The sequence below is a fragment of the Bdellovibrio sp. 22V genome (assembly GCF_030169785.1).
Taxonomy (GTDB): domain Bacteria; phylum Bdellovibrionota; class Bdellovibrionia; order Bdellovibrionales; family Bdellovibrionaceae; genus Bdellovibrio.
This window is the reverse complement of the sequence record NZ_CP125854.1, coordinates 2462140-2484564: the sequence shown is the minus strand read 5'-3', so window position 1 is coordinate 2484564 and position 22425 is coordinate 2462140. Positions and strand designations below refer to the sequence as shown.

General features: G+C 47.4%; 24 protein-coding genes. 9 read left to right on the top strand and 15 right to left on the bottom strand.

The features are described 5' to 3' along the window. Positions 1 to 68 precede the first annotated feature (68 nt). On the bottom strand, positions 69 to 1100 hold the full coding sequence (locus tag QJS83_RS12010) for a hemolysin family protein (RefSeq protein ID WP_284605130.1): 1032 nt from the start codon (positions 1098 to 1100) through the stop codon (positions 69 to 71). A 284-nt stretch (positions 1101 to 1384) separates the two neighbouring features. On the opposite strand from QJS83_RS12010, the gene QJS83_RS12005 reads away from it, so the two are divergent. Further along, entirely contained in the window at positions 1385 to 1957 is a 573-nt protein-coding gene (locus QJS83_RS12005; protein WP_284605129.1) for a hypothetical protein, read from the top strand. Between the two features lie 61 nt (positions 1958 to 2018). Here the strand turns inward: QJS83_RS12005 and QJS83_RS12000 are convergent, their stop codons facing one another. Further along, on the bottom strand, positions 2019 to 2444 hold the full coding sequence (locus tag QJS83_RS12000; protein ID WP_284605127.1) for a response regulator: 426 nt from the start codon (positions 2442 to 2444) through the stop codon (positions 2019 to 2021). A gap of 126 nt (positions 2445 to 2570) precedes the next feature. Then, entirely contained in the window at positions 2571 to 4154 is a 1584-nt protein-coding gene (locus tag QJS83_RS11995; protein WP_284605126.1) for an Rnase Y domain-containing protein, read from the bottom strand. A 125-nt stretch (positions 4155 to 4279) separates the two neighbouring features. On the opposite strand from QJS83_RS11995, the gene QJS83_RS11990 reads away from it, so the two are divergent. Together QJS83_RS11990 and arfB are read left to right on the top strand one after the other, a co-directional pair. Continuing rightward, the gene (locus QJS83_RS11990; protein WP_284605125.1) at positions 4280 to 4741 is read left to right on the top strand and encodes an OsmC family protein; all 462 of its coding nucleotides are present in this window, start codon (positions 4280 to 4282) and stop codon (positions 4739 to 4741) included. Then, positions 4738 to 5142: an alternative ribosome rescue aminoacyl-tRNA hydrolase ArfB gene (gene arfB / locus QJS83_RS11985; protein ID WP_284605124.1), complete on the top strand. Its 405-nt coding sequence runs from the start codon at positions 4738 to 4740 to the stop codon at positions 5140 to 5142. The genes QJS83_RS11990 and arfB overlap by 4 nt, the downstream gene beginning before the upstream one ends. On the opposite strand, the gene QJS83_RS11980 is transcribed toward arfB, so the two are convergent. Then, the gene (locus QJS83_RS11980; RefSeq protein ID WP_284605123.1) at positions 5139 to 6383 is read right to left on the bottom strand and encodes an MFS transporter; all 1245 of its coding nucleotides are present in this window, start codon (positions 6381 to 6383) and stop codon (positions 5139 to 5141) included. The two genes, arfB and QJS83_RS11980, sit on opposite strands and share 4 nt — an antisense overlap. Positions 6384 to 6434: 51 nt before the next feature. Here QJS83_RS11980 and QJS83_RS11975 point away from each other — a divergent pair, with 51 nt between their 5' ends. From QJS83_RS11975 to QJS83_RS11965, 3 genes are read left to right on the top strand one after another with little or no spacing between them, the layout of a single operon-like run. After that, complete coding sequence (locus tag QJS83_RS11975; protein ID WP_284605122.1) at positions 6435 to 6824, top strand: hypothetical protein; 390 nt, start codon at positions 6435 to 6437, stop codon at positions 6822 to 6824. A gap of 18 nt (positions 6825 to 6842) precedes the next feature. After that, complete coding sequence (locus QJS83_RS11970; protein ID WP_284605121.1) at positions 6843 to 7658, top strand: sulfite exporter TauE/SafE family protein; 816 nt, start codon at positions 6843 to 6845, stop codon at positions 7656 to 7658. Further along, entirely contained in the window at positions 7655 to 8053 is a 399-nt protein-coding gene (locus tag QJS83_RS11965) for a DUF1634 domain-containing protein (RefSeq protein WP_284605120.1), read from the top strand. The genes QJS83_RS11970 and QJS83_RS11965 overlap by 4 nt, the downstream gene beginning before the upstream one ends. Here QJS83_RS11965 and QJS83_RS11960 read toward each other — a convergent pair whose 3' ends face one another. Then, positions 8054 to 8275 carry a hypothetical protein gene (locus QJS83_RS11960; RefSeq protein WP_284605119.1) on the bottom strand — a complete coding sequence of 74 codons (222 nt, stop codon included), beginning with the start codon at positions 8273 to 8275 and terminating at the stop codon, positions 8054 to 8056. It abuts the gene before it with no gap. 222 nt (positions 8276 to 8497) lie between these two features. Between QJS83_RS11960 and QJS83_RS11955 the strand changes: the two genes are divergently transcribed. Continuing rightward, positions 8498 to 8977 carry a DUF4442 domain-containing protein gene (locus QJS83_RS11955; protein ID WP_284605118.1) on the top strand — a complete coding sequence of 160 codons (480 nt, stop codon included), beginning with the start codon at positions 8498 to 8500 and terminating at the stop codon, positions 8975 to 8977. Here the strand turns inward: QJS83_RS11955 and QJS83_RS11950 are convergent. Further along, complete coding sequence (locus tag QJS83_RS11950; RefSeq protein ID WP_284605117.1) at positions 8963 to 9961, bottom strand: NAD(P)H-dependent flavin oxidoreductase; 999 nt, start codon at positions 9959 to 9961, stop codon at positions 8963 to 8965. The two genes, QJS83_RS11955 and QJS83_RS11950, sit on opposite strands and share 15 nt — an antisense overlap. An 80-nt stretch (positions 9962 to 10041) precedes the next feature. Next, the gene (locus QJS83_RS11945; RefSeq protein ID WP_284605116.1) at positions 10042 to 10668 is read right to left on the bottom strand and encodes a TetR/AcrR family transcriptional regulator; all 627 of its coding nucleotides are present in this window, start codon (positions 10666 to 10668) and stop codon (positions 10042 to 10044) included. 513 nt (positions 10669 to 11181) lie between these two features. Here QJS83_RS11945 and QJS83_RS11940 point away from each other — a divergent pair. Beyond that, positions 11182 to 11697 (top strand): helix-turn-helix transcriptional regulator, encoded by a 516-nt coding sequence (locus tag QJS83_RS11940; protein WP_284605115.1) that lies wholly within the window; start codon positions 11182 to 11184, stop codon positions 11695 to 11697. Here the strand turns inward: QJS83_RS11940 and QJS83_RS11935 are convergent. The 3 genes from QJS83_RS11935 to QJS83_RS11925 all read right to left on the bottom strand — a co-directional run bounded on the left by QJS83_RS11935 (position 11694) and on the right by QJS83_RS11925 (position 16247). Beyond that, positions 11694 to 12668 carry a universal stress protein gene (locus tag QJS83_RS11935; RefSeq protein ID WP_284605114.1) on the bottom strand — a complete coding sequence of 325 codons (975 nt, stop codon included), beginning with the start codon at positions 12666 to 12668 and terminating at the stop codon, positions 11694 to 11696. The genes QJS83_RS11940 and QJS83_RS11935 overlap by 4 nt on opposite strands. A gap of 91 nt (positions 12669 to 12759) precedes the next feature. Beyond that, positions 12760 to 14619 (bottom strand): LTA synthase family protein, encoded by a 1860-nt coding sequence (locus QJS83_RS11930; RefSeq protein ID WP_284605112.1) that lies wholly within the window; start codon positions 14617 to 14619, stop codon positions 12760 to 12762. Positions 14620 to 14702: 83 nt separating this feature from the next. Beyond that, the gene (locus QJS83_RS11925; protein ID WP_284605110.1) at positions 14703 to 16247 is read right to left on the bottom strand and encodes an MFS transporter; all 1545 of its coding nucleotides are present in this window, start codon (positions 16245 to 16247) and stop codon (positions 14703 to 14705) included. Positions 16248 to 16719: 472 nt separating this feature from the next. Between QJS83_RS11925 and QJS83_RS11920 the strand changes: the two genes are divergently transcribed. Beyond that, entirely contained in the window at positions 16720 to 18336 is a 1617-nt protein-coding gene (locus QJS83_RS11920; protein ID WP_284605109.1) for a fumarate hydratase, read from the top strand. A 5-nt stretch (positions 18337 to 18341) separates the two neighbouring features. Here QJS83_RS11920 and QJS83_RS11915 read toward each other — a convergent pair whose 3' ends face one another. The 5 genes from QJS83_RS11915 to QJS83_RS11895 form a co-directional block, all read right to left on the bottom strand. Then, positions 18342 to 19385, bottom strand: a complete 1044-nt coding sequence (locus QJS83_RS11915) for a hypothetical protein (protein WP_284605108.1) — start codon at positions 19383 to 19385, stop codon at positions 18342 to 18344. A gap of 74 nt (positions 19386 to 19459) precedes the next feature. Continuing rightward, entirely contained in the window at positions 19460 to 20530 is a 1071-nt protein-coding gene (locus tag QJS83_RS11910) for an AI-2E family transporter (protein ID WP_284605107.1), read from the bottom strand. Positions 20531 to 20534: 4 nt separating this feature from the next. Further along, positions 20535 to 21302, bottom strand: a complete 768-nt coding sequence (locus tag QJS83_RS11905; protein WP_284605106.1) for a nitroreductase family protein — start codon at positions 21300 to 21302, stop codon at positions 20535 to 20537. Positions 21303 to 21304: 2 nt separating this feature from the next. Further along, positions 21305 to 21649 (bottom strand): hypothetical protein, encoded by a 345-nt coding sequence (locus QJS83_RS11900; RefSeq protein WP_284605105.1) that lies wholly within the window; start codon positions 21647 to 21649, stop codon positions 21305 to 21307. A gap of 106 nt (positions 21650 to 21755) precedes the next feature. Then, on the bottom strand, positions 21756 to 22418 hold the full coding sequence (locus tag QJS83_RS11895; protein WP_284605104.1) for a PilZ domain-containing protein: 663 nt from the start codon (positions 22416 to 22418) through the stop codon (positions 21756 to 21758). Positions 22419 to 22425: the final 7 nt, after the last annotated feature.

Sequence of the window (22425 nt, the reverse complement as noted above, 5' to 3'; positions counted from 1 at the left end):
TTTGCAAACTAAAAAAGAAAAGGCGCTGATAAACTCAGCGCCTTTTTTGTATAAAAACCCGGTGATTTTTAGAGAGGGCGGCGGCGGGATTTTGAGGCGAGGATCTTTTTGATCAAGCCGTCGTCGTCTTCGTCGAAGACATCGCCGATGATTTCTTCAAAGATGTCTTCCATGGTGACAAGTCCCACGCAGTTGTCGCGTTCGTAAATCACAGCCAAGTGCGATTTCTGCTCTTGCATGCGCAGAAGAATTTTAAATAACGGTTCAAACGCTTTGAATTTTAAAATCGGACGAATCAAACTTTGCCAGTCGGTGTTGCCATAGCGTCGAGCTGTTAAAAACTCCTTGGTGTTGATCAAACCGATGACTTCAGCGCCGTCTAAAACCGGCAGACGTGTGTGGCGCGAATTCATGATAATCGTTTCGACGTCTTCCAACTCGTCATCTTTACGCACGTAAATGACTTCTTTCCAAGGCAGCATGATCTCACGCGCGACTTTCTTATCCGCACTGACGATATTCACAACGTACTGCTTGGTTTGCTGAGGCAGATCCTCCAGCGCGATATCGTGATGGTCGTGCGGAACGCTTTTAAAGCTGATGCGTGTGAGTTTTAAGATCAAGTTCGTCGACGACTCCAGAACCGTTACGGCCGGAGATAAGATTTTTTCTCCGAGGTAGAGTCCTTGCGATGTCCAAAGTGCGATCGACAACGGATTGCGCAGAGCCACCGTTTTAGGGACCAGCTCGCCGATCACAACGCTCAAATAAGAAATCGGAATAACAACGGCGGCAATGGAAATCGCTTCGGCCGTTTGTTCTCCGACAGCGAAGGTCTGCATAAAGTAAGGCGTCAGCGCTTCTTCGGCTCCGGCACCGCCGACAGCTGCGGCAATAGCGCCAACAACGGTGATGCCGATTTGAATCACGGAAAGGGTTCTTTCGGGATTCTCTTTGAGCTTCAAAAGCAATCGGGCCCGTCGGTCTGTGCCGGCAAGACGGCGAAGCTGCTGTCTATTCACGGTCACAAAGGCCATTTCGGAGCCAGAAAGAATCATATTAAATAAAAGACAAATAGCGACGACCAGAACCTCAGTCACGGAGGTCTCCAGGCAAAGAGCTATTTATAAAGGGGATTGAGAATAAAAGAGTCCGGTAAGGGTCAGGGTCCATAGAGGGTGAGTATAGGGGAGAAGGGGGAGTTTTAGAAAGTTGCAGCGCAATACGCTCCGTAAGAATTACCAGCGGGATCATGAGTGCGCCGCGTCAGTGCGCCTCCCAGGGCTTTGTCATTGCCTTTCGGTCATTTAAACGAAATAAAAGGCCGCAAGTTCAACCTTATGTGTCAGGCGGTGTTCAGCACCGTTTTATATGGAGTCTTTTTATGAAGATGCTTGGTTTCTTTTTCGCTGTGATTCTTTCCTCGACAACTGTTTTTGCCGATTGGGCGCAAGACTTTGCAGAGTTAAAAAATATTCCCCGCAGCTATGAAGATTCCGGTTCTATTTGCGAAGAAATCGCACGCTTGGATTTGCAAAAAGAATTTCCAGCTCCTCAGTATGAAGTGATCGTGGGAATTGCCTATGGCGATGCCACACGCGTGATTGGTGAGCTTGATGTTGTGATCTTTGATAAAAACATTCAAAAAGTGATTAAGATCGCTGAAGTCAAATGCTGGAAAGACATGCGTGGCGGTCTACAAAAAGCTCTTGAGCAACGTGCGCGTTTCTTGAAAAGCATTCGCTCCAGCAAGCAGTTGGTTTTCAAATCCACTTCAACGAAAGAAGTTTTCGACGCCGAAAAGTTTGAATACGTCGAAGAATTTTTCACGATGGGACAAAAAGGCACAGTCGCTGTCGGTTATGAAAGAGAGATGGAGTACACTCACAAAGAGATGCAAACTCATCGCTACGAAATGATCCGCTGTCAAAATCAAGGGCAGTGCGTACGCCCTTAAATGGGTTGGGGGCCTCCGGGCGTCTTATCCGGAAGCCCCTCGACTTGCGTTCCTAGCAGAGCTAGATCGAACGCAAAATAAAATTAAAAGATCTCATCATAGAACTGAAGGCTTGGCGCTTATTGATAAAGCCCATGTAGGTGAAGTTGCGCACCAGAGGAAGTTCGAGTTCCTCTTCAGAATGCCCGGTATAAATCACAACCGGAATCGGCTTTCTGATCTTATGCACTTTTCTTTCCGTCAAAAGACGATCCATTAAAAGCAAAGTATCGCGGCCGCCCATTTGCGGCATCTGCCAGTCTAAAATCACTAAATCAAAGTGTCTGTTCACAAGAAGAGGTATCGCATCCTGACCGTCAAAGGCCATTGTGACATCACACTTATAGTGATCAAGAATGTGCGACATTAGCTTTACAGAGTCCAAGCTATCATCGATAACCAGAACACGTTGCGTGTGCTGTTTTTCAAGAGACGTTTCGATCACCATTTTTGTTATCTCCCTTTTAAAAGTACTTCCTTATTTGAACTGATGTAGATCTGAGAATCTTCTAAAAGAGCTATAATGATGGGATTTTAATGAAAGGTCTAAAGGGACAGAGAAAGAACTCGCGTTTTATGCGAGCTCTTTCCTTGTTTGTTCTGTGACAACAGTTTCGCGAACAACGACCACTTTGATTTGGCCGGGATAATTACACTCTTCTTCAATACGTGCGGCAATCTTGCGGGACAAATCGAGCGCTTGTGTGTCGTCGACTTTTTTTCCATTCACAAGGACGCGACATTCGCGGCCACCACTTAACACGAAGCAGTCTGTAACTCCAGGAAAGCTGCGGGCGATATCTTGAAGTTCGGAAACTTTTTGATTGTAGGATTCAATTGTTGAACGACGCGCCCCCGGGCGAGCTCCTGACACAGCATCGGCGGCGATCACAAGGAACGCATGATCTGTGGAAGGTTGTTCATCAAAGTGATGGGCTTTAACGGCATGAACCACATCCGGCGCTTCCCCGCGAGCGGCAATAAAATCCGCACCGATCACGGCGTGGCCGCCTTCCATCACGTGGTCCATAGATTTACCGATATCGTGAAGCATGCCCACACGGCGCGCTTTTTTAATATCAAGACCAAGCTCTGCTGCCATAAGGCCCGCAAGCCAGCCGACCTCACCACAGTGAAAATATTGGTTCTGCGTGAAGGAATAACGATAACGCAAAGAACCCATCATCTGACGGATCTCGGCATTGAGTCCTTCAAGTTTCAATTCTTTTGCGAGAGCGTCGCCATCGTGTTTGATGTTTTTGAAAAGTTCTTTTTTCTGATTCTCAGCGATTTTTCTGATGAAATCAGGATTGATATTTTTCTTTTCTTTGAAAATACGCTCCAGCGTTCTGCGCGTCAGTTCACGGCGAACTGGATCGAAGCCGGCGACGCCGACCATATCCATGCCTTCTTCGACGATAATGTCACAACCGCATGCATCTTGAACGGCCTTGATGTTGTTTCCTGCGGGATCGCAGAAAAGTTTGCGAATGTGATTGTCGGGAAAGTTCACCGCGCCGATACCGCGTTCCGCACAGTACGGACGCGCGAAACGGTCAATAACCAAACTTAAAATGCGCTTGGCTCTGGTTTCGGCATGCTCTTTCAAATCTTCTTCAGACTCCTGAATGAAACGGGCGGCGCGACGGCGGGACTCTTCTTCCAATTGATTTTTCAATTGAGTTTTAAATTCCTCCGCGGACGTTCCCAGCTTTTCAGTCAGCTTTTGCACAAGATCTTTATTAAAAGATTTCTGCGTGTCTTTGAGTTTATTAAGTTCGCTTTCTTGAGAGCGCAAAACTTGTTCTTGCGCTTTGATGTCGGCCTCACGCTCCTGAAGCTTTTTCTTTTCTTCATGAACGATCGAGTCGGCTTTGGATTTTTTCTCGCTGGCAAGCTCTTGCAGTTCTTCGATGCGGCCTTCAACCTTCAACATATCAGGTTCAACTTTGGTCCACATCTCCATTTCAATTTCTTGGACGCGTTCGCGCTCTTCGAGGGCTTTGAGTTCGGCGGCTTCTTTGGCTTCACCGACGATATCTTGAGCTTCTTCACGAGCATGGCGTAACGTGCGTGCATTCTGAAATTTGTGCAAGGCCCAGCCTGCGCCACCACCGGCGATAAGTGCGAAAAGGGCTGTAGCAATCATTGCAATCATTCTGTGTTACTCCTAACCATACAAGTGTAGCCGTTGATGTGAATCAACGCAAATTCTCGTGTTATTTGAGGTCTTCTTTACTTCTGGCGTTATGAAATGTAGCCTAGGAAAGTGCAGGAGGACGTATGTCGCATATGGAGTGCAAAACAAAATGGTTGGGTGGGCTCGGTTTTGAGGCGCAAATTCGCCAGCACAGCTTCGTAATGGACTCCCGCGGCGAAAACGGCAAGGACCAAGGACCAAGCCCGAAAGAAGTGCTTTTAGCGAGTATCTGTGTTTGTTCGGGAATGGATGTCGCCTCCATCCTGCAAAAGATGAGAGTCGATTTGATTTCGTGCGAGGTGAACGCGCAAACGGACACGACCGCGGGCTATCCTTCGATTTTTGAAAAAGTAATGCTGCAATATCGTATTGACGGCTCGGATATCAAAGCGGAGCAGGCTTTGAAGGCTGTTCGGCTTTCGATGACGAAATACTGTGGCGTCAGTGCCATGGTGGTGAAGGCTTCTCCCATGTTTTATGAAGTCTTTTTGAATGGCAATCCCATCGGTCAGGGGCAAGCTGACTTTTCAGGTAACGCAGAATGATTTCCGTGCAGATTCCATTTGCAGAAATGGATTTCACTTATGCGCGTTCGCGGGGACCGGGCGGGCAAAATGTCAATCGCACCAATTCGGCGGCGATTCTGCGCTGGAATCTTTGGCAGTCGCAAGTTTTGTCGAGCGAGGTGAAAGAAAAACTGGCGTTAAAACTTCACGGCAAGCTGACGGAAGAAGGGAACTTAATCATTCGCAGCGATGTGCACCGCGATCAGGACCAGAACCGCTCTGAGTGCATCCGCCGTCTGCACGAGACGTTACGCAAAGCTCTTTTTGTTCCGAAAAAACGTGTCGCCACGAAGCCCACCAAAAGCTCCGTTCGCAAAAGACTTGAAAGCAAAAAGCAGCATTCTGAAATCAAATCTTTGCGCCAAAAAGTTCGGACTTAAACGACCGGTTCACCCACGTGAGCTTCGACCACAGGAGCCGATTCCGTGCTTTCGATCGCGTGAATTTTGCGTGATAGATAAATCGCCACGAATGTGAAAGCAATCGCGACATAACCCACAACATTGTAACGTTCCAAACGTCCATTGGTTCCTGTTGTGACGATCCAGCCTGCGATGTAAGAAGAGGCCGCCGCGGAAAGTTGTTGAATGCAGCTCACGATGCTCATAAAGCTGCCGCGATTGCGCGGTAAAGCCGTACCTGAAACCAGCGCCGTTGCGGGAATCATGCGCCCACTGGAAGACATGAAAAAGAAAGCGCAGATCGCCAACACAAACCAAAGAGGTGTTATGCCCAGATTCGTAATCACTGCATAAGGAATCAGCGTGATCAACGCACCCCAAACGAAGACTTTATGTTTTCCATAGCGATCCGCCAGACGTCCCACGAAAGGCGACGAGAAGATCGTACACAAGCCACCTGCCATATACATGAACGGCAATTGCGCTTCGGTCATTCCCGTGTTCGCCACCAGGCCCGGCGATAAAAATGGAATGATCGCAAAGTGGCCAAACATCACTGATGACATGAAAACCAAAGCACGACGTTGATTCGTGTTGCTCCAGATGCGTGTGAGGGTGCGCAGAAGCGGTTCTTTCTCCTGCTTCTCTTGCAAGTGAATGCGCATCGGCGGAATGAAGAACCAGATAACTGCGCACAAAACTAAGGAAGCGATGCCGAGAAATAAAAACGGCGCGTGCCAGTTGAATTGGTTTGCTAAAAACAAACTGAAAGGCACGCCAAGAATCGACGCCATTGAAAAAGACGTCATGACCACACCCATCGCACTGCCGCGACGAGCGTAAGGAATCGAGTCACTCACGATCGAAAGAACAAGCGAACTAAGAACGCCTCCGAAGATTCCCGTCAGGCCGCGCGCGAAAAGAAGGACTTCGTACGTCGGTGAAAGAGCGCACGCAATCGTGCCCAGTGAAAAACCAATAAAGAAAACAAAAAGTGTCAGCTTGCGATCAAACTTATCCATAAAGAACGAGCCCGCGAATCCACTTAAGCCCGCACTGAAGGTATAAGATGACACAAGGAGTCCGAATTGGTGCGGATTGATCGCAAACATGCGCATCAACTGCGGCCCCAGCGGCATCATGATCATGAAGTCCACGATCGAGCTAAATTGAATGGAAGCGAGAATGCCTAAGAGGATTTTTTCTTGTTTGGAAAACACGGCGGGGTCCTTTTTGTTGACGACTACCAAACTAACCGATAATCCATTTCCATGGCAACTATTTGGAAGTTTACGAAGTTTATTATAGTTCTCGTGGTTATCGTCGGTTTGGCCTGGATCGTATTGGCGAACTACAGTGTTATTTTCTCAAAAACAGTCGTCGGCGAGATCACAGGTGTTGAGCGCGTCGAGCTTCCCGTCGCCTTGGTCACACGTGCGAACAGTGATATCACGTCTAAAGTCTTTTCTTTTGCAATTGGTATCAAAGACATGAAGACCGGAGAGATTTACACAGCGTCCTCTGAAGACCGCCAATGGGCTGTCGCGCAGAAAGGCCAGTGTGCGGAGGCGGTTTTCCTTCCTTATCCACCTTGGGAATTCACAAAGAAAGACACTTTCTTTGGCGCGCGTCTGGTTCGCCTTTATGAGTGCCCGAAATAGTTAGGAACGCTAAAGGGGATGTTAGAGATTCTGTTACTTCTCACGGCTGTTGCTGCTGGCTTTCTCGGAGCCTTGTTAGGTTTGGGAGGCGGCATTATTATCGTGCCGGTGTTAACGCTTCTTTATCATGTCGATATTCGCTATGCCATTGCCGCAAGCTTGATTTCAATCGTGGCGACTTCTTCCGGAGCAGCGGCTAGTTATCTTAAAGATTCACTCACAAATTTACGTCTGGCTGTTTTTCTTGAAGTGGGAACGGTCAGCGGCGCCATTGTCGGCTTTTTGATTTCTTCTTACATCAAGTCGCAATTTCTTTTTCTTCTTTTCGGAGTCTTCCTTCTTTTCTCAGCCTTGATGATGCTTCGAAAGCGTCACGAGCATTTGTCGACGACAAATCATCCCTGGGCCGAAAAACTTCGTCTTGATGGTTCCTATCCTGAAAGCGACGAACGTTGGGTTTATTACAAAGTTCAACAAGTGCCCTTAGGACTTTTTGTGATGTTTGGCGCCGGGGTGTTGTCGGCTCTGCTGGGTATCGGCAGCGGTATTCTGAAGGTGCTTGCGATGGACGGGGCGATGAAGCTTCCGATTAAAGTTTCTTCAGCAACTTCGAATTTTATGATCGGCGTAACGGCCTCTGCGAGTGCAGGTGCTTATCTTTTGCGCGGGGATATCAAGCCCGAGATTGCCGCCCCTGTCGCTGTGGGAATTATCATCGGCTCTTACCTGGGTGCGAAAGCAATGGTGAGAATGCCGGCGCAACGGATTCGTCAGATCTTTGTTGTCGTCTTGAGTATTGTTTCTATCCAAATGATTATCAAAGGTCTGTCATGATAAAAGAAACGAACGCTCCGGCGCCGCAAGAGGATTCTCTTCACAAGCTTGAATATGCGATCAGCCGCATGTTGCGCTCGGGTGTTTTGCTTGCAGGAGCTTTATTGAGCGTCGGCTGGGTCTGGCTTTGGTACAATAACGGCGATCAATTGCAAAGCTTCTCGGTCTATGAATCTCAACCTCTGTGGGAGAGAATTCAGTGGGCCCTCATTATGAACGACCGCGCTTTTATCGTGAGCTTTGTCGGATTGGCGGCGCTGGTGTCGCTGCCTTTGTTGCGTGTTCTTTTAACGTCTTTTTTATTCGTAAAGCAGAAAGATTATCTTTTGGCTGTGATGGCCTTGCTGGTCTTTCTTGCGTTGATCGCCAGCTTTACGCTGGGAATTGAAATCTAATTACAGCAGTTTGTTCGCAATATACCACGGCAAGATAATGTACAAAGTGACGTCGCGAACCAAGTAATAAACGAAAAACACAGCAAAGATTTTCCAGCCATAACGACGAACGACGCCTTTGATCCCAGATTCTTTGAAAACCTGTTTGGCTTCGCGGACTACTTTCGGAGTCCAACGATCTAAGAATTTCGGTTTTGTTGCCGGTGCTTGTTCCATGTCCATACAAAAAGCCCCTTGATTCAAGTCTCCTCTCCTTTAAAGGCCTTGAACGAAGGGGTCAAGGAAAGTCCGTGAGAAGGAGGGATGAGATAAGGGGATGAGGAAATCCACGGACTCTCCATAGCTCTATTTCACTCCTCATGGTGCGTTTTGTCAAAAGGCGAGGCGGTCGAGTAAAATCGCTGGTCCATCTCTAGGCGCCGGTCCTAAGATGTAAATATGAATATGAAAAATCTCAAATACACAATGTTCGTGAATCTTTACGGTCTTTTTAAGATCCCCCTGGTTCTTTTCGTCAGTCCGCGCGTTATCGAAGCTGGAGACAAGCGGTTTGTGTTAAAGATCCCTCTTTTGTTTAGAAACAAAAATCACCTGGGCTCGATGTATTTCGGAGCATTGGGAATCGGCGCTGAACTGTCCATTGCGGCAGCGGCAGTGATGGCCATTGCCGAAAGTAAGCAGAAAATCGATTTCGTGTTTAAAGACTATTCGGCACAGTATTTAAAACGCGCGGATGGACACGTGCATTTTATTTGCGAAGAAATTGAAGCGGTGAAAGCTTTGATTGAAGAGGCGAAAACCAATCCGGCGCGTATCGAAAGAAAACTAAAAGGTTACGCCGTTGTGCCTTCGGTGAGTGAAACGGAGCCCGTCATGACGTACGAGCTCACGCTGTCCGTGCGCAATCGCTCACTCAAGTCCTAACGACGAAAGTTTTTTTACGCTGTCGTCGTATTCGGCGATAAGTTTTTGATAAATTTCTTGCACAGTCAGAATTTCTTCAACCAGGCCCACGGATTGACCGGCACTCCAAACGGTTTTCCAAGTGGGCTTCACTGCGGCCTCTTCCAAGGACTTCATACCCATCAGATGAATCAATGGCGTCATGTATTTCTTTGTCAGCTTGTGATCTTTTAAAACTTTCATTGCCCACGGTAAATCAGTTCCCAGTTTTTGCACGTAAGGCGTGTTGATCACGGCCGCCGGTGTCCCGGAAACTCGCGTCGTCATAACGATGTCTTCAGGAGTGGAACTGACAATGGCATCTTTGTAGGCTTGATCTACTTGCGCTTCCTGGCTGGCGATAAAACGTGTTCCTACGCTGACGCCTGAAGCGCCGAGGGCGAGACATGCCGAGATAATCGAGCCGTGAGAAATTCCGCCTGCAGCGATAATAGGAATTTGCAAACGTGTTTTCAGCCAAGGAATTAATACGAGAGGAGAAATCGGTCCCGCGTGCCCGCCGGCTCCCGTGCCTACCGCAATCACACCGTCGGCACCCATGTCCTGCACCTTAACGGCGTGTTCAAGATTGGTGACGTCGCAAAGAACTTTTGCACCGTTTTTGTGAGCTTCTTCGATAACTTTTTTAGGACTGCCTAAAGAGGTGATGAAAAGATCAACGCCGTGATCAAGGGCGATTTTAAGATCCTGCTCCTGGCGGGCGTTGCTTTTATTAACAATAATGTTCACGCCCACAGGTTTCTTCGTGCGGCTTTTAATAATCTTTAAAGCCTCTTCGTACTTTTCAATCGGACGATAATTTAAGGCCGGGAAAGTGCCGATACCGCCGCTTTCACTGGCTTCCACCACGATATCCGTATTGCTGACCAAAAACATCGGCGCGGCGATGATGGGAAAATCCACATTCATCATTTCCGAGAAAGGCGTTTTAATTTTTTTAAGCATGGTGAAAACCTCCGGGTCAAAAAAAGACCCTCCTCATTCTTTTCAGGATACGAGGAGGGGCGGAGGAGGCAAGGGAATTTTTAAGGATTCAAGTAGCGACGAATAAGAACGAAAACTTCTTTCTTAATCGCTTCTTCTCTTTCAGGAGATTGAGGACCTAAAAGAGCCAAGTGCAAGATGTTGTTGAAACAGCTCACGATAAAGAGAGCCATCATCTCGCGGTCACGGCCTGGAACTTCCGGCATATGAGCCAATACCGCTTTTTGGTAGTGCTCAAAGAACACGCGGCGAGTGTCCCAATAATCCAGCATGCCTTGCACGCCTTGCAACGCCGTTCTTAAAGGACGGTTGTCGTGGAAGCGCGTAAAGCCGATGTCGATAAATGCGTGAACTTTCGAATCCAAATCCGTTGTCTGCAATTTCGCTAAGTTTTCTTCAATGTATACAAGGTCTTTTTGAAGAAGATCGTCGATCACCGCAGCCACAATGGCTTCTTTGTTCGCGAAAAACTGATAAAGAGAGCCAATACTGACGCCTGCCATTTCGGCAATCTTATCGGTTGTAATCGCATGATAAGGTTCTTGGACAAGCAATCGTGCACAGGACTCTACAATGCTCGCAACCGTTTCTTTAGAACGTTTTTGCACCGGGATTTTGAGCATGTATTTCTTTTCAGGATTAGTGTGTTGAATAGGAGCTGCACCCATAAATTCCTCCTTTCGAGGCTTATAAACTTTGCTCAGGTTCATATTCGGTCTTTAGGGACTAATATTCAATACCAGGACCCGAAGTATCGTTTTATGGTACCAGAGTCCTCCGTGGTAGGACATCTTTACTGAAACTTAACAATTATTACCGAACTATCGTCTTATTTTGGTTCTACTGGGCTATTTTCTAGAAGTATTACTCTACTGCAATCAAAAAACAGTGTAAATAAGAGCTTAACCTTATGTTTTCACTTAATAAGTAACAGTTTATCGAGTTTTTGTGGACTCATTTTTTAAAATTTTTGAATCTTTCTTGAAGATCAACACCCCTCACAAGAGTAAAAAGAGCCTATTTGTGGCCATTTTCGCGTTTATGTAGAAGCCGAAACGCATTCGTATGGCGCGGCGCGAATTTCGATTTTAATCTCGTTCCTCACATTTTGCGGAATCATGACGGCGGTCATCGACAGTCTTATTTAGTGAACTAAAATAAAGAGTATGAAGGAGGGCTTCATGGACGCAAATCATGGTGAAAAGCACTTTCTTAATTTAGGCAAAAAGATCGGTCTTTGCGTGCGCGGGCAGGACAAACGAGTTCTTTTTCAAAACGAAAACTGTGTGAAGACCTGCGGCCTTATGATGGGTGAAGTTTGCGCCAAAGCTTGCAACACTCTCTATACCCAAGTGGAAGAGTGTTCTGCGATTTCCGAAGGTATGCGTCTTTTTAAAGCTGTCGACGTCGAAGGCCACAAGGTCGATGCTCTCATCGTGAACGACGGCGAGCGCATCACAACTCTTTTGTATCCTTTGGATGAAGACCAGGAAAAATTTAAGAAGCAAGAGCTGTACTTCCAGGAGCGCGGTCTTACAAAAAGCGAGATTCGTATCATGCAAATGGTTTTGCAGGGCATGACGAATGCATCGATCGCGGAAAAACTTTTTATTTCGAAGGCCACCCTCAAGACGCATTTGAACAATATCTATAAGAAATTGCCGGCATCAATGCGCCCGTCACAAGTGCGCGGCTAAGGCGCCGGCACTTCCGTGAAACGATCTTCCTGCTTATCGTAAAAGTGTCGTGTCAGAACATAGACAGGACACGGAGCCTTGCGAACGACGTTACGAGTGTAACTTCCTAAAAGAGCGGCGCTCATCGGGCCGCTCTGAGCTTCCATCACAATCAAATCGGCCTCATGCTTCTGAACGGCTTCTAAAACCAACTCGTCGACAGCTTTAAAGCTGCTATCAATAAAGAAGTGCGCGGTGACGCCTTCTTTTTGCGCCCAATCCACCCAGAGTTGGGCGTGGTGGGATTGGCTTTCAATTTGGCTCTCGACGATCTGTTCAAGCGTCAGCATCTTTCCTTTGTAATTGTAAACTCGCGGGCGCGTGTCGAGATCAAACAGACTTTCAATCGGTCGCGCAATCGCGTGAAGCAAAAGCACTTCCGCTCGAAGCATTTTTGCCAGTTGCAGAATGTGTTTGAAATTGTCTTTAGAGTGTTCACCGAACTCGGTGGGGAAAAGAATATTCTTTGTTGAGCGCGTGCTCATGGCGTGACTGCCGACGACGCATACCGGGACCTCGGATTGCAAAAGCAGGCTTTCCGCAAAACTTCCCAGAATGAATCTTTGAAAACCTTGGCGGCCGTGACTTCCGACAACAATAAGATCGGCTTTTACTTTCATCGCGTAATTCGACAAAGTTTCCGCAGCTCCTGCATGCGATTGTGAAGCGTGCGGAATAACCTTAGCGTCCATCAGGAAAGGCAGATTGTAATCCGCCAATACCTCTCTAAAAAGCGATTCCGCGGTCCGTGAATGATCCGTGACCCAGGCAGGGACTTCGTAAGTAGGAAGAACAATTTCATTTTCTCGAAGCAAATAAAGTGGCTCAATATCGGCCCCCGTCGTGTTGTGAAGATGGGTGATATAGTCGGCCATTTTTTGGTTGAGTTCTTTATTGTCTTCAAACGCGTCTATCGCCCAGATGATTCTCATAGACCCTCCGCCTTTAATACTATTGCGCCGAAGGGGAGAAGACAGAGCAAGGCCTCTGCGAGGCCTTTGTTATGAAACAAGAAATTGCATGTTACTTGAAAAGAAGTTCCTGAGATTCTTTGATGTAGCTAAGACCGCGAAGATACATGTCTTCGCCCTCGGTCGGGCACGGTAGCTGATAGTGGAAAGCCATGTCCGTTTTCCAGCGATAACAACGATAGTTGCCAAAATCACGAATATTGAAAATGACAGCCCACGGTCCTTCAAACCACACCGATTGGCCTAAATGGAAAATACTCGCTCCGTCGGCAAAGTCCTGGGGGCGCAACATAGAACGACCCAGAAACGAAGGCGCGGGACTTCCCGTAAAATCCGCCAAGGTCGCGCCGACATCGTTTTGGGTGAAAGCGCCTTCAACAAGTTTTTCCGCAAACGGAATCTTGTCTTTTTTCTTCTCGCTGACAGAGTGATATTTCATCAAGAACGGAATGGAATAATTGTCGTAAATACTGCTGGCAGAAAAACTTGTATGATCGGCAACAAGAACCAATAGCCAATCTTTTTTCCACGGGCGTTTTTTGAGAGCCTCATAGAAGTCGCGCAACTCTTTGTCGGCGTAATGCGCGACACTCAGATGACGGGAGCCTTGGTTCTCTTCGCCGAAAGCGGGGCGAACGCCTTGAGGCAACATCATGTCGTGAGTCGTATTGGTGTTAATACCGATTAACAAAGGCTCCTGCATCTGATCCATGCGGGCCATGGTGAATTTGTACAAATCCTGATCGTAAAGACCCCATGTGTTTTGCTCACGCTCTTGCCACTCCGGCACTTCTCTTTTTCCGAAAGATTCTTGAAAGCCTGTTTTTAGAACAAGCAGTCCCACACCGCTGGTGAACTGATCAGAGCCTTGAAAAAAAGCCGAGCTATAACCTTTTTGCGTCAAGAACTGTGGCACACACGGAAAGTCTTTGTTCTCAATTTCCGAAAACATAATGCTTTTCCCTGGAGGATTCGGAAGACTGCAAAGTGTCGCGAAGATTCCTTCCGAAGTTCTGTGGCCGCCCGCGAGCATCACGTCGACATGCAAGGATTCTTTTCTGAGTGTGCTAAAGAAAGGGAGCACAAGTTCATCGCCTACTTTTTTGTCGACGTAAGATCCCATCCAGCCTTCAAGAAAAACAATCACGATGTTGCCGTCGAAACGGCCGTGCGGAGTTTGAATGCCGCGAAGGGATTTCCACTTTTCAAAGATCTCTTGGCTTTTGATATGCTCCGGAACGTCGATGCGCTCTTTGCTGGATTTTTTTCCGGCGAAGGCCGCCCAAACAACGCCGTAAGCGCCGTTCAACGCGAGCGTCGCACCTTTGCTGCCTCCGCCAGAGCGGTAAGCCCAAGAGGGGTCTTGCGGAATGCCCTCGAAGCCGCGCGCAAACACCACGCTGATCACAAGTACGAACAGAGTTGCAAAGAGACGTTTGAATAATCCTTTAACGGGTGTGTATCGCGGCGTTAGGAAGCGTCCTGCGAAAGAGGCCGCAAGAAATGCGAAAAGCGCCTGCAGCCAGTACTGTTTAATCAATCCACCTAGTGTGCCTTGAATGGTAAGAAGATTATAAACCTCATAAGAAATGTGACGGCCTGATTCTTTCGCATAGATCGCATCCGTCGTAATAAAAACGGTGTAGATCAAAAGAAATAAAGAGTTCAGGCGAAAGAACGTTTTCTCTTTAAAGCCGAAGATAACGGAGCTTCCATAAAGCAAAAGATAAAAGAAGCTCGCAATCGCAAGATCGAAATGCCATCCGTACAAGAACGGACCGGCTGTATTGCTGAAGCTTTCAGGATTCGCAAAGTCCCAAAGATTGAGATAAAGCGCGACGACGGCCCGGGCCGCCATGCCGAAAAGAACCATGCGAACTAAGTAGCGAGCGGAAGATAATAAGAACGACATAGAAAAGATTTAATACAGAAAAATAAAAAAGCCCACCGGGAAGTGGGCTTCTTTTAGAATTTTATTAAGATTAAAACTCGAGATTACGCAGGGTCCGTGCTTGGAGTCGTGGAAAGAGCTCCTTGCTGTTGTTGCTTTTTCTCTTCCGCTTTTTCGACTTCAAGGATGTATTTCTTTGTCGCCGCGGGAAGTTCATTCCACATACGAATCGACAAGAAAAGACCCATGGCTGCAAACGGGATCAAGAACAAAGGCCAGTAGTGCCAGTCTTTGTGTGAAAGATAACCGATCGCCAAAGACTGAATACCGCTTCCCAAGTACACGCAACCGTCAACGATACCGGAAGCTGTTGCAGTCATTTTCTTTCCGCCGAAATCCGCAGCGGCAGTTCCTGACATCAAAGAGTGAACGCCGATAACAGTCAATGTGATCATGACTGCGGCGATACCCAAGACTGTCGGGTTTTTCATCAATGAGAAACTCATGACAATCAAAAGAACGATCATCAGCGCGTTGTTAATAGCCGCCGGAGGACCACGTCGAGACTGGAAGAAACGGTCTGACATCATACCGGCCATGAAGCCGCCGAAGATACCGGTCAAGCAGAGCAAAAGACCCCAGTTTTTAATGAAGAATTGCGAGCCTTCATAAAACACAGCATCTTTATCTTTCATTTCATGAGCGAAAACCAAGTACCATTGCATGATACCGTTACGCAAAACACCTGAAGTGAAATCCACAAGAGCGATTGTGATCATGATTGGATTCGTGAAGATCTTTTTTAGCATGAAGCCGATAGAGATCTTCAAGTTTTCGTCGTTTTCACCTGGAGCAGAAGATGCGTCGGCTGTATCGAAGTCGTCGAAGTTCGCATCTTTGGGAGAATCTTTCAAAAGCACCATGTCGATCAAAGCCCAGCAGATCAAAAGGAATGCCGGGATCGTGAAGACCAACCAAGTTGCATTTGTCGTGCCGGTGTCGATCGCAAAGATGTGTTGAATGAAACTTTGGAACGCTGTTTTTGTACCTTCGATTTGGAGTTTGGAAGCTTCAACAATCGCCTGACCCCAGTCAAACGCGAAGTACACCCCGAAAGAAATCAAAGTTCCAAAGATCGCGCCGAAGACGCCGCGCTCACGCACGTGGAACCAATAAGCTTTGACCTTGATGATGGAAACCGCACCATAAGATTGGAAGAACATGTTCAGTGCGAACAAAACAGAGAACGCAAGAACCATGTTTGTTTTTAAACGACCCATCAAATAAAGATAAGTCACGCCACCCATCAAAAGGTTCATCAATGAAGAACCGAGAGCTGCGATGATGATGCCTTTTTTACCACCGATTTTATCAACGATAGGTCCGTTAAGAAGGAAAGAGAAACCGTAAGTGATTGTACCGGCTGCGAAGATCAAACCAAATTGTTCTTTGGTCATCATGTCGCCCAAGGCGTTTTTGGAAACGTTGAGATTGTAACGTCCCATGTACAAGAAAGCGTATGTCATTCCGAGAGGGAACCAGTTGATGAAACGACGGAACATGAACTTGCGAGAGTGACCCAAAGGGTTGTTCTTAAAGTACAGCGTGATGACCGCCGCGAGACATAAGCCTACGAGGAAAAGCGCCATGGAGCCTCCAGTAAAAAATTTCCGCAAAACTAAATGAAAAACCGCACAATGTCTATCGAAAGAGCCTTAGAGAGGACTCTGGGAATTTTAGGATTGTGTTAAGACGGAAGGAAAACCGCTCCCAGCTTGAGTTTCACTCTGAAATAAGAGTGATACGATGCAAAAACTTCAAACCTCGGCGCCCAAACTGTGTTTATTTTGAAGGCAGAATTAGCATAAGCAAAACTTATGGAAAGTCTAAAAATTATGAGTTTGTGCTTATAGGTCCAGGGCGATATGTTGTGTTTCAGAAGGAGACAACGAAAAATCCTTCGACCCTCGGTAAGGTCCTTGACCACCTCTCCGACGCAAAGAGAGAGCCCGGTCCCCAAAATTTGCCGTACTCACGGCTCCTAAATTCCCACCAAAAAATCCCATCTAAAAGCCGCACCGAGGCTTGCGCGCGCTCACGACGCAATGCTACTTTCATGGCATGTCATTCAAATATTTTCCTCTCTACGAAAAACAAAAAGATTCCACACAATACAAAAAAATCACTTCCGACCACGTGCGCGTTGAAAAATTAGGCGATCGGGAAGTTCTTGTTGTTGAGCCTCAGGCCTTGGAGCTCTTGGCGCAAGAAGCTTTGAGCGATGTCTCGCATCTTCTTCGTCCGAGTCACTTGGAAAAACTTGAAAAAATCTTGCAAGATCCCGAGGCGTCTCCGAACGACCGCTTCGTCGCGGTAGACCTTCTTAAAAACGCGATCATCGCGGCGCAAATGGAGTTTCCATCTTGTCAGGACACGGGAACAGCCATCGTTGTCGGTAAAAAAGGCGAGCGCGTATTTACGGGCGTCGATGATAAAGAGCATCTTTCTAAAGGTATTTTCAATACCTACCAAAAACGCAACCTCCGTTTCTCGCAAATGGCTCCCTTGTCTTTCTTTGAAGAGAAAAACACAGGTTCGAATTTGCCGGCGCAAATTGATCTTTATTCCGAGCAGGGTGACGAGTACCACTTTTTGTTTTTGGCAAAAGGGGGCGGTAGCGCCAACAAATCTTATCTTTACCAAAAAACGAAAGCGGTTTTGAATCCGGAAGGTTTTGAAAAATTCGTGCGCGAAACGTTGAACTCTTTGGGAACGGCGGCGTGTCCTCCGTATCACCTGGCGTTCTGTGTGGGCGGTACTTCTGCGGAAGAAACATTGAAAATCGTAAAGTATGCTTCTGCAGGTTATCTTGACGGATTGCCTACCTCTGGCAGTGAAGGCGGTCGCGCTTATCGTGATCTTGAAATGGAAAAGAAAATTGAAGGCTGGGCGCGTGAGACGGGGATTGGCGCGCAATTCGGCGGGAAATACTTCGTGCACGACGTGCGCGTGATTCGTTTGCCTCGCCACGGAGCAAGCTGTCCTATTGGTGTGGGTGTGAGCTGTTCCGCGGATCGCAACATCAAAGGTAAAATCACGCGTGAAGGTGTCTTCTTAGAACAATTGGAATTGCATCCGGAGCAGTATTTGCCGAACCATTTGCAAAGCGCTGAAGCCGAAGCGGTTCAAATTGATTTGAACAAACCGATTCAAGAGACATTGAAAATCCTGTCACAGCAAAAAGTCGCAACGCGTGTGATGTTAAGCGGCCCGATGATCGTGGCGCGCGATATTGCGCATGCAAAGCTTAAAGAAAAAGTCGACAAAGGCGAAGGCGTTCCAGAGTACTTCAAAAACTACGCGGTCTATTACGCGGGTCCTGCGAAAACTCCGAAAGGATACGCTTCAGGTTCCTTCGGTCCAACGACAAGTGAGCGTATGGACCCTTACGTGGGAACTTTCCAAAGCATGGGTGCTTCCATGATCATGCTTGGCAAAGGGAACCGCAGTCCGCAAGTCACGGAAGCGTGTAAGCAGTACGGTGGCTTCTATCTTGGCTCCATCGGCGGGCCGGCGGCGCGTTTGGGGAAAGAGTGTATCACGAAAGTGGAGGTCTTAGACTTCCCTGAATTGGGAATGGAATCGGTGTGGAAGATCGAAGTGAAAGACTTCCCGGCCTTTATCATTGTCGATGACAAGGGGAATGACTTCTTTAAGTCGGTGATTCGCAAACTGTAAAAGTATTATTTCATGTAAACAACACTATAGAGGGACTCTTTGAGTTCCTCTTTTGTTATCCAGATATTACCTTTTTCGCAGCGGCCTTGAAACTTTTTATAGTAAATGGAGCAGTCGCTGCCCCAGGTATTGCGAATCAAGTACTGGCATTTTCCCTGAACCATTTTGCGTGCGGCAATCACACTTGAGTGATCGGCGTGTTTGGTGTCCGCTCCCTCTTCAGGCTCCATGATGTTGTAGGCGTTGTAACCAATGGCCGCGATGCGACCATTTTCAAGAGCATAATCAATCGTCTCAAAAAGTTTTTTGGAACCTTGCTCTTTCGTGATTTCGCCTTTTTTGATCGCCGTTTCATATTCTTCATGGCTGTCGCCAAACTTCGTCATCACCGGAATCAGAGGCACCGGCCAAGGCTTGCGCTGGCAGCGGCGATCGCGCTCTTCATCATACACGCTCGTAATGGCGACGGAAACAGGGTTGACGACGGCAGAGGTAAAGTCGGCCTGGGTCTGAAACAAGTCACAATTATTTTGTTTTATGTGGGCGGCGTTTCGTTTTTTGTAAAGCTTTACGATTTCATCTAGAAACTTCGTCTGATTGGACTCCGTAGAAGGAAACTTTTCCTCGGCACAAAGTCCTTTGGTGTTCGCCAGCATAATCGCTGCGTCTTCTTGCCCGCCGGTGTCGGTGAGGCCTTCCTTTTTTAGGATGTGCTGCGGATCATACTTTCCGGCGGCTTCCGCACGAACTTTTTGTAAGCGCGTATAAAACTGAGGGTTTTCCTGAAGGTATTCTTTCACTGCGGGCTGAGTTGCGTCTTCGAGTTTGTAGGGATCGGCTAGAATAAATGTCGATGCGATGTCTGTGGCCGAAACACGTTTTTTCACACGCTGAGAAATAAGATCTGCGGAAGTGTAGGCAAAACACCAGCTCAAGTCGCCTTGATCCCGGTTGGGTCCTAGCTCCTTGCGATAATCAATGGCAGAGCACTTTTCTTCCGCGTGCGCCCAAGATAGCAATAAAATGAATACGATCCCGAAAGCTTTCATGGTGAGAAGCTTATCGGCTTGGCGGTTTGATATCTTTATTAGACGCGACCTTGTGCTAGGGGCGAGCGCGACGTTTAAGGAACCTCGCCTTCGCCATTGCTGCCGATCTCTTGCTCTTTTAAAAGCAGAGGCGTGATCCCCACGAACAGATTCATTATTACAGGACCGAGGATCAACCCCGGTAAGCCCATCATAATGATCGCGCCTACGACGCTGGTGAAACCGATCACAGGATTGATGTCGAAGTCTTTCCCCAATATAAAAGGCTTTAGGATATTATCGATACTGCCGGCGATAATTCCGACCACAGTTAAGCCTATGCCGGGGCCGATGCGTCCTCCAATGAAGGCCAACACCGCCAGAAGAAAGCCCACAGGGGCCGCGCCAATCACCGGAATGAAAGACACAAAGAAGGTGACAGTTAGGACCAGCCAAAAATCACCTTCACCAAAAATCAAACTGCCGACACCGATGATGGAGGCCTGAATCATACCGACCACCAAAGTTGAAAACAGTGTGATGGAACAGCTGCTTTTAAAAACCTTTACCAGAGACTCCGTTGTTGTCTGTGAAAACGGAGTGTATTTTATGACGACGCTTTTCACGGAGCTGGCTTTCACAAGAAGAACCGCTAACACAATGACGAAAACAAAGCTCGCCAAAAAGATCGCAGGCAATTGTCCCAGAAGCTGTGTTGAGAAGTTTAAAATAATCTCGCCTGTTTTGCGCAGAATATTTTCCATCATGGCGCGGGCTGGGCCGGCAAGGTCCGTGCCGGTCCACTCAGAAATTTTTTGCAGCCACTCTAACAAGAAATCTTTCAGCTTATGAATTTGTGAAACGATTTGGTCTGAACCCATTGCCTGGGGATCGCTGATGTTAACAACAATACGATAGATCGCCAGAGAAATAGGAACCCAGAACAAAGCCAGGCCTGCAAATAAAGTTAAAGCGATGCAAAGATTGCGGCGAATTTTAAATTTAGAACTCAAGCGCTGAATAAGATCGTTCAGCCCGAGGGCGAAGATTCCCGCAAGGGCCAACGGAACGACAAACGGGAAATTGATAAATAGAAATGCGGAAGTAAAGAGGATCAGAACAATCCAAGAAAAAGTTTGCGATTTGGATTTAAAAATATCAAACATAGCACTACACCTTTTTAATAAAAATGTCAGACGAGCCGCGAATTCGTTCTGCATAAACGCCGTTTGTTGCGCGTTTCCCGGCGCTGATCACCATTGTGACGCTGGCTTCGCGGGGCAGACCCAGAAGTTTTTTAACCCGGACTTCGTCAAAGCCTTCCATCGGGCAGCTGTCATAACCGGCAGCACGAAATGCAAGCATCAGATTTTCACACGCGAGCGATGTCGTTTTGGTAGCCCACAAAAGATTGCCGCTGCGACCGAAAGGCCCGCGAGGGACTACGCGAAAAAGGCCTGCGAAGAAAACTCCCAAAGTTTTAAATGGAGCGAAGATATGCAAAGGACCGTTACCATACACAAACGGAACGAGTTTTTTATAGTAGGACAGCACCGCTGGGGGCGTGTCCTTGCGAGTTTTAAAATAATCAAGATTGATTTTTTGCCCCAGCTTCCATAAATCCGGTCGCGCCACACAGACGATTAATGTCGATGCGGTTTTAGCAGCGGGTTGATTTAAACAGTAATACTTCAAAGTGCGCAGCTTATCAGGATCAAGCACCCAATAAAACTCCCACGGTTGCAGATTGGAAGAGTTGGGCGCAAGAAGAGCGAGTTCCAAACATTCGCGCACGGTTTCTTCAGGAATGGATTCTTCAGTAAAGACGCGTACAGAGCGACGGCTTTGTACGACCTTTTTGAATTCATCAAAATTCACAGCCGCGGCAGGTTCAGAGTACTTCAGTTCTGGAACTTGGCTAAAAACCGTATCCGACATAATTAATCTTGCACTTCACATTGCATACGACAGTCCGAACGGCAATTCACCCACGTGCCGTCATGATTCGGCGGAAGGTAGCTTGGCGAGCAATATGTGTTGCAAGACAAGGTGTACGTGAGCGAGCGCCCACGCTGGTTCATCTCGCAAGTCCATCGCGTATCGCGTTCGCCTTCAGAGATTGCGCGCCGTTTGATATTGTCGAAACAAAAATATCCGCTATTGGCGTTGCAGAAAGAGTTCTCAGCGCCGTGACCCGAAACATAAACCGTCCGGGCCCAAGCACTCTGTGACATAAGAATTGCAAAAGTTGGAATTGCAAGCATTGCAAGAAGTGTTTTCGTCATAGGTTCCCCCTATGAAACAATCAACTCACAGTTTAGAACACGAAGCAATATGTAGGTTGGGAGTAACAGAGCGTCACAAGGAAAAGGGTCCGTGAGGACCCTTGAGTTATGTTGAAACAAAGTGAACGCCCAGTTCCTGGGTTTGTTCTTTTTCATTCCATTTTGCCCAGCGCACTTGACCTTCGAGCGTGACAAACTCGCCCTCGTTCGTCTGATACGTCAGATTCACGAAGTCTTTCTTGTCATAAAACGGAGCTTTAATGCGCAGGCAAGACCCGTGTGCGGAAAGATTCTCAAAGCTTCCGCCCAAGATGGGCTGAAAGCCTTTGTTGGCGGTGCCTTGCGGGAGCAGTGAAGGACTTAAAAGGGCCTTCATAGGATGAGGCTCCCGGCGATCTTGGCGCAAACGGATGTCGCGGCCTTCAAGATAGGTCATAATGTTTTCTTTGATTTGGCCTTCTTCCGTTCTCCACAGGACAATAAAGTCTTTGTTGTGTTTCAGTTTCAGCTTCATGTTGCTGGAAAGCTCGTTCACCACAAAAACAGTTTTCACATGGGGTGTTGTCTTCTGAATAAACGTATAAAGTTCGAAGTGCCTGATTTCAAGGAACGGCAAGAAGGCCACAATGATTTTATCTCCTTCAGAGCCTTGTAAAGCGGAACGCAATTCGTAGGGGTTTTCAACCAGACTGCACTCGAAAGATTTTTCTTCTTTGAGTTTTTTTGGAATAACCGAAGCCCCTGTAATTAAGATCTTTGTTTTCATCATCAAGATC